The sequence below is a fragment of the Polaromonas sp. P1_G2 genome (genome assembly GCF_056405515.1).
Genome location: NZ_JBFUBY010000246.1, coordinates 1 through 6199, shown reverse-complemented (window position 1 = coordinate 6199; position 6199 = coordinate 1). Strand labels below are relative to the sequence as shown.

General features: G+C 66.3%; 7 protein-coding genes and 1 pseudogene. All 8 read left to right on the top strand.

Annotated features, from left to right (window positions below):
* Positions 1 to 542, top strand: a pseudogene (locus AC1D0P_RS20170) (4-hydroxyphenylpyruvate dioxygenase); the annotation flags it as partial.
* Between the two features lie 16 nt (positions 543 to 558).
* The gene (locus AC1D0P_RS20165) at positions 559 to 1452 is read left to right on the top strand and encodes a sugar phosphate isomerase/epimerase family protein (protein WP_477678383.1); all 894 of its coding nucleotides are present in this window, start codon (positions 559 to 561) and stop codon (positions 1450 to 1452) included.
* 50 nt (positions 1453 to 1502) lie between these two features.
* Complete coding sequence (gene pcaB / locus AC1D0P_RS20160; RefSeq protein WP_477678382.1) at positions 1503 to 2735, top strand: 3-carboxy-cis,cis-muconate cycloisomerase; 1233 nt, start codon at positions 1503 to 1505, stop codon at positions 2733 to 2735.
* The gene (locus tag AC1D0P_RS20155; RefSeq protein ID WP_477678381.1) at positions 2732 to 3127 is read left to right on the top strand and encodes a carboxymuconolactone decarboxylase family protein; all 396 of its coding nucleotides are present in this window, start codon (positions 2732 to 2734) and stop codon (positions 3125 to 3127) included. Before pcaB ends, AC1D0P_RS20155 begins: the two co-directional genes overlap by 4 nt.
* A 37-nt stretch (positions 3128 to 3164) precedes the next feature.
* Positions 3165 to 3947, top strand: a complete 783-nt coding sequence (locus tag AC1D0P_RS20150) for an alpha/beta fold hydrolase (RefSeq protein ID WP_477678380.1) — start codon at positions 3165 to 3167, stop codon at positions 3945 to 3947.
* A gap of 1 nt (position 3948) precedes the next feature.
* Positions 3949 to 5076 carry a Gfo/Idh/MocA family protein gene (locus AC1D0P_RS20145; protein ID WP_477678379.1) on the top strand — a complete coding sequence of 376 codons (1128 nt, stop codon included), beginning with the start codon at positions 3949 to 3951 and terminating at the stop codon, positions 5074 to 5076.
* Positions 5073 to 5522 (top strand): type II 3-dehydroquinate dehydratase, encoded by a 450-nt coding sequence (gene aroQ / locus AC1D0P_RS20140; RefSeq protein WP_436155354.1) that lies wholly within the window; start codon positions 5073 to 5075, stop codon positions 5520 to 5522. The genes AC1D0P_RS20145 and aroQ overlap by 4 nt, the downstream gene beginning before the upstream one ends.
* A 31-nt stretch (positions 5523 to 5553) precedes the next feature.
* A complete protein-coding gene (gene arfB / locus AC1D0P_RS20135) occupies positions 5554 to 5967 on the top strand; it encodes an alternative ribosome rescue aminoacyl-tRNA hydrolase ArfB (RefSeq protein ID WP_477678378.1) in 414 nt (137 codons plus the stop codon).
* Positions 5968 to 6199 lie beyond the last annotated feature (232 nt).

Sequence of the window (6199 nt, the reverse complement as noted above, 5' to 3'; positions counted from 1 at the left end):
AGGTGATGGAGCTCAACATCCCGGCCATCCACGGCGTGGGCAAGAGCCGCATCTATTTTGTCGACCGCTACGAAACCTTTTCGATTTACGACGTGGACTTTGTGGCCATCCCGACGGTGGAGCCGCACCCGCCGGCCGTCGCCGGCCTGCATTTTTTCGGCGTCGTGCAGTACATCGGCAACGACCGCACCGAGGACTGGGCCGAGTTCTACCGCGAGCTCTTCGGTTTTACCGACCTGCCTGACGACCAGCGTTTCGGCATACTGCCCAAGGGCCGCATCCTGCGCAGCCCCTGCCCGGCGGCCTCGCGCTTTTACCTGCAGCTGATAGAGCCCGAGGCCAGCGTGCTGGACGTGGAGGGCGACGAGGCCCTGCAGCGCGTGGGCCTGGGCAGCCCCGACGTGCTGGCCTCGGTGGCCGAACTCAGCCAGCGCGGCGTGGAGTTCGTCGAATCGCGCGGCGTGCACACCGAGGACCGCGGAGCCCTCACGCGGACCTGGATGGGCAGCGTGAGCTTCGAGCTGGTCCACAACAAGCGCTGAACGGGCAGCACACATCATGAGCCACTACAGCGGAAACATTGACGACTTCGGGATGGACACCATCTCGCTCGCGGGGCCGCTGGAGGCCAAGCTCAAGGCCGCGCGCGAGGCCGGCTTCACGCAGATCATGCTGGCCGCCAAAGACATCGTCGGCCACCCGGACGGCATGGAAGCCGCTGTGGCCGCGGTGCGCGCCAGCGGCCTGCGTGTCACGGGCTTCCAGGTGCTGCGCGACTTCGAGGGCCTGTCGGGCCACCTGCACGACTACAAGATGGACATCGCCAAGTCCATGCTGGACATGTGCCATGCGCTGGACTGCCGGCTGCTGCTGGTCTGCTCGTCGACCTCGGTGCATGCCACCGGCGAGACCGCCGCGCTGGTGAAAGACCTGCGCAAGCTGGCCATGCTGGCGATCCCGATGAACATCAAGATCGCCTACGAGGCCCTGTCCTGGGGACGCGTGGTCAACGAATTTCCACAGGCCTGGGAGATCATCTGCGAAGCAGACATGCCCAACCTGGGCCTGGGTTTTGATTCGTATCACATGTTCGCCACCGGCACCTCGCTGGACGAGCTCGACATCCTGGACCCGGACAGGATTTTCCTGGTGCAGCTGGCCGACTTCATGTGGACCGAGATCAAGTCGGTCGAAGAGCGCATCGCCACCGCCCGGCATTTCCGCGTCTTCCCCGGCGAGGGCGTGCACAGCGAGGCGCTCGCGACGCTGGTGACCCGGCTGCACGGCCTGGGTTACCGCGGCGATTACAGCTTTGAGGTGTTCAACGACGACTACCTGCAGATGCCCCTGCCTTCGGTGGCGGAGCGCGCCTGGCGTTCGGCCCTGTGGCTGGGCGAGGACGTCTTGCGGCGCTCCGTGCCCCTGCCCAACCAGATGCGCTTGAAGCGTTGATGCCTTCGAGGCGATTTACCCCGCTTGAATTATTTTGAGAGTTGCATGGAATGAGCAGTATTTTTGAAGGTTTTCTCTCCACGCCCGAGATACTGGATGCGTTCAGCGAACGCAATTTTCTTGACGCGATGCTGCGCTTCGAGGCTTCGCTGGCGCGCGCCCAGGCCAGCGCCGGCCTGATCCCCGAGGCGGCCGCACAGTCCATCACCGGCACCTGCAAGGTCGAACTGTTCGACGTCGCCAAGATCGTGCGCGAAAGCGGGCGCGCCGGCAGCATCGCGATTCCGCTGGTCAAGAGCCTCAAGGAAACCGTGGGGCTCTTCAACAAGGATGCCGCGGGCTATGTACATTTCGGTTCGACCTCGCAGGACGTGATAGACACCGCGCTGGCCTTGGTGACGCGCAACGCGCTGAACCTGGTCGAGGCCGACATCCGCAAGGCGGTCGCGGCGCTGCTGGCGCTGGCGCGCCGCCATGCCGCCGACCCGGTGCTGGCCCGCACGCTGATGCAGCCGGCCTCGGTCACGAGTTTTGGCTTCAAGTGCGCTGGCTGGGCCGCACCGCTGGCACGCAGCCTGCTGCGCCTGCGGGCCGCCGGCGACAACGCGCTGGCCGTGCAACTGGGTGGCGCGGTCGGCACCCTCGCGCAGATGAAGGGCAAAGGCCCGCAGGTCGTCGCGCTGATGGCTGCCGACCTCAAGCTCAAGGCGGATGCATTTCCGTGGCACACGCAGCGCGACGAATGGGTGGCGTTGGGCTGCGAGCTGGGCCTGCTGGTGGGCAGCCTGGGCAAGATCGCGAAAGACATTTCGTTGATGGGCCAGTACGAAGTCGGCGAACTGGCGGAGCCGACCGAGCCCGGGCGCGGCGGTTCGTCGGCCATGCCGCACAAACGCAATCCCGTCGCCTGCATGGTGGCGCTCGCGGCCAGCGCGCGTGCGCCGCAGCGTGTGGCCGCCTTGCTGGCCACCATGCCGCAGGAACACGAGCGCGCGCTGGGCAACTGGCAGGCCGAACTGGCCGAGTGGCCGGGCCTGCTGATGTCGGCCCACGGCTCGGTGCGCGCGATGGCGCAAGCACTGCCCGGCCTGCAGGTGGATACAAAACGCATGCGCGCCAACCTCGACACGCTGCGCGCCGAACTGCCGCAAGATGCGGCCGACGAATGGTTCAACCCGGAACTGGCCGCGCAGGCCGCCGGCCAGGCGCATGCCCAGGCCGATGCGCTGCAGGCGCTGGTTGCGCAGACTGACGACAACAAACGAACAAAGGTGACCCCATGAACGACAACGAAAAAGGCATGCTCAACCGCCGCCGCGTGCTCGGCGACGCCTGGGTGGACAAGTCCATCGCCAAAAGCAATGCCTTCAACGGCGAGTTCCAGGACCTGATCACGCGTTATGCGTGGAACGAAATCTGGGGCCGCCCGGCGCTGGGCGACAAGACGCGCCGCCTCATGGTGCTGTCGACCATGATTGCGCTCAAGGCCTATGAGGAGTTCGCGCTGCACGTGCGCGCCGCGCTCGACGGCCCGCCCGAGTCGCGCCTCACGCCCGACGAGATCAAGGAAGTCATTTTGCAGGCCGCGATTTACTGCGGCGTGCCCGCGGCCAACCATGCGTTCGCGCTGGCCGGCGACATCCTGCGCGAAAAAGGCTTGCTGCCCGCAACCTGAGCCCGCGCCCGCGTTTCCCATTTTTGAAGAATCAAATATGAAAAAACCTCATCTGCATTGGATCCAGGAGGGCAGCGGGCCGGTCGTGGTGCTCAGCCACGCGCTGGGCTGCGAGCTCGGCATGTGGGACGGCGTGGCCGCCGCGCTCAAGGATCGCTACACCGTGCTGCGCCACGACCACCGCGGCCACGGCCGCTCGGAAGCCGTGCCCGGCCCTTACAACATGGCGATGCTGGCCGATGACGTGGCGGGCCTGATTGAAGCGCATGCCGCCGGCCCCGTGCATTTTGTCGGCCTCAGCATGGGCGGCATGACCGCGCAGGCGCTGGCCGCGAAGTATCCGCAGCTGCTCAAGAGCATCACGGTGGCCAATGCCGCGATGTATTACGACGAGGCGGCGCGCGCCATGTGGTCCGCGCGTGTGCAAACCGTGCTGGCGCAAGGCGTGGAGGCGATTGCCGACGGCGCGCTGCAGCGTTGGTTCACGCCCGAGTTCCGCGCCGATGAAACGGGAGGCGGCAAACAGCGTGTGGCCGCATTGCGCGAGCGGCTGGTGAACACCAATGCGGCCGCCTACGCCGCGAGTTGCGAAGCGGTGGCCGGCATCGACTTTCGGGCCAGTAACGGCGGCATCCAGTGCCCGGCCCTGGTGATTGCCGGCACGCGCGACGAGGCCACGCCCGTGGCCATGTCCGAAGCGATCCGTAGCAGCATCCCGGGCGCCCAGCTCCAGACCTTGCCAGCCGCGCACCTGAGCGCGGTCGAACAGCCGGCCGCTTTCGCCGGCTTGCTGGAGCGCTTTTTCGAAGGCCTGCGCTGACATGCCGCAGGCCGGCAGCGCCGCGCTGGGCATCGCCGTCGCGGGCGCCGGTGTCATAGGCCGCAGGCATGTCGAGCTGATCCAGGCCAGCCCTCGCACCCGTTTGTGTGCCGTGGTGGATCCGCAGCCCGCGTCGCGGGACTTCGCCGCCGGCCTCGGCGTGCCGCATTTTGAGAGCCTGGAGGCGCTGTTCGCCGGGCCGGCCGCGGCCCAGCCCGATGGCGTGATCCTCGCTACACCCAACCACCTGCATGTGCCCGGCGCGCTGGCCTGCGCGCGGCAGGGCGTGCCGGCCTTGATTGAAAAACCCGTGGCTGATTCGCTGGAAGCCGGCTTGTGGCTGGCCGATGCGTTGGCGAAGCAGACTGTGCCTATGCTGGTGGGCCACCACCGGCGGCACAGCAGCACGCTGCGGGCAGCGCGGCAGGCCATCAGGTCGGGCATGCTGGGCCGCGTGGTCACGGTGACGGGCAGCGCGCAGTTCTACAAACCCGACAGCTACTTTGAACAAGGTCCTTGGCGGACGCAGCCCGGCGGCGGCCCCATCCTGATCAACCTGATCCACGAGATGGACAACCTGCGCTACCTCTGCGGTGAGCTCGAGTCCGTCCATGCGCTGGTGTCCAACGCGGTGCGCGGGTTCGAGGTCGAAGACACGGCCGTGATGACGCTCAAATTTGCCAGCGGCGCGCTGGGCACTTTCACGCTGTCGGACACGGTGGCCTCGCCGCGCAGTTGGGAGCAGACCTCGGGCGAAAACACGGCTTATGCGCGGTATGCCTCGCAAGACTGCTATTTCATCGCCGGCACGCAAGGATCGCTGGCCGTGCCCACCTTGCACACCTGGACCCATGGCCCCGAAAGCCGCGGCGAGCCCGGCTGGATGACGCCTTTCACCGAAAAAAACATCGCCCTGGAGGCGGTGGATCCGCTAGAGGCGCAGCTGGATCATTTCTGCGATTTGGTGGAGGGCAAGGCAGGGCCGATAATCACGGTCACGGATGCCTTGCAAAGCCTGCTGGCCGTGGAAGCCGTGCGGCGCTCGATCGCCACCGGCAGGACAGTCGCGCTGCAGGACCTCGCACCCAATCTTCTTCCCATCGACACACAGGAAAGACCCGCTTCATGAAAACAGCCCTGGTCCTCAACGGCCCCAATCTCAACCTGCTGGGCACGCGCGAACCGGCCGTGTACGGCTCGCAGACCCTGGCCGACGTCGAGGCGCTGTGCAGCCAGGCCTGCAAGGCCCATGGCTTCAAGCTGGACTTCCGGCAAAGCAACCATGAAGGCGCGCTGATCGATGCGATCCACGAGGCCGGCCGCGCGCAGGCCGCCGGCACGCTGGCCGGCGTGGTGCTCAATGCGGGCGCCTATACCCACACCAGCGTGGCACTGCACGACGCCATCAAGGGCGCGGGCGTGACACTGATCGAACTGCACATCAGCAATGTGCACGCGCGCGAGGCCTTCCGCCACCACTCCTATATTTCGCCGGCCGCCAAGGCCGTCATGGCCGGTTTCGGCGTCAAGGGCTATGCCCTGGCGATTGCCGGCCTGGCCGAACTGGCCGGTTGAAGCAGACGATTGACGTGGAGCGCTGACTGGCATGGCTGCGCCACCGAAATTCCCGGTTGACGAACGCGAGGTCGAGTTCAGCGCCATACGCGCGCAAGGCGCGGGCGGGCAGAACGTCAACAAGGTCTCCAGCGCCGTGCACCTGCGCTTTGACATCCACGCCTCTTCGCTGCCCGAGGCGATCAAGGAGCGCTTGTTGTGCCTGTCCGACAGCCGCATCACGCAGGAAGGCGTGCTGGTGCTCAAGGCCCAGCAGCACCGCACGCAGGAGATGAATCGTGCCGATGCGCTGGCGCGGTTGCAGGAGGTGGTCGATGGGGTCTCCAATCCGCCCAAGGCGCGGCGGGCTACCAAACCTACTTATGGGTCCAAGCAGCGGCGGCTGGAGAGCAAGAGCCAGCGGTCGGCGACCAAGGGCTTGAGAGGGCCTGTGAGGGATTCTTGAACCGGCCGTTCGGGCTGGGCCGGGTCTTGTTCCGACGGCGCTTACCTTGCTGAATCCTGCTGGCCGGGGGTTGCCCGGCAGCAAGTAACTTTCTTTTGCTTCGCCAAAAGAAAGTCACCAAAGAAAAGGCGACCCGCAGTCTGGGTCCCTACGCTGCGCTACGGGCAACCTGCGGTGCTCGAGCCAAGCGGGGTCCGGCTAAACTCGCCTTCGGCTCAAACAACGCCGGCCC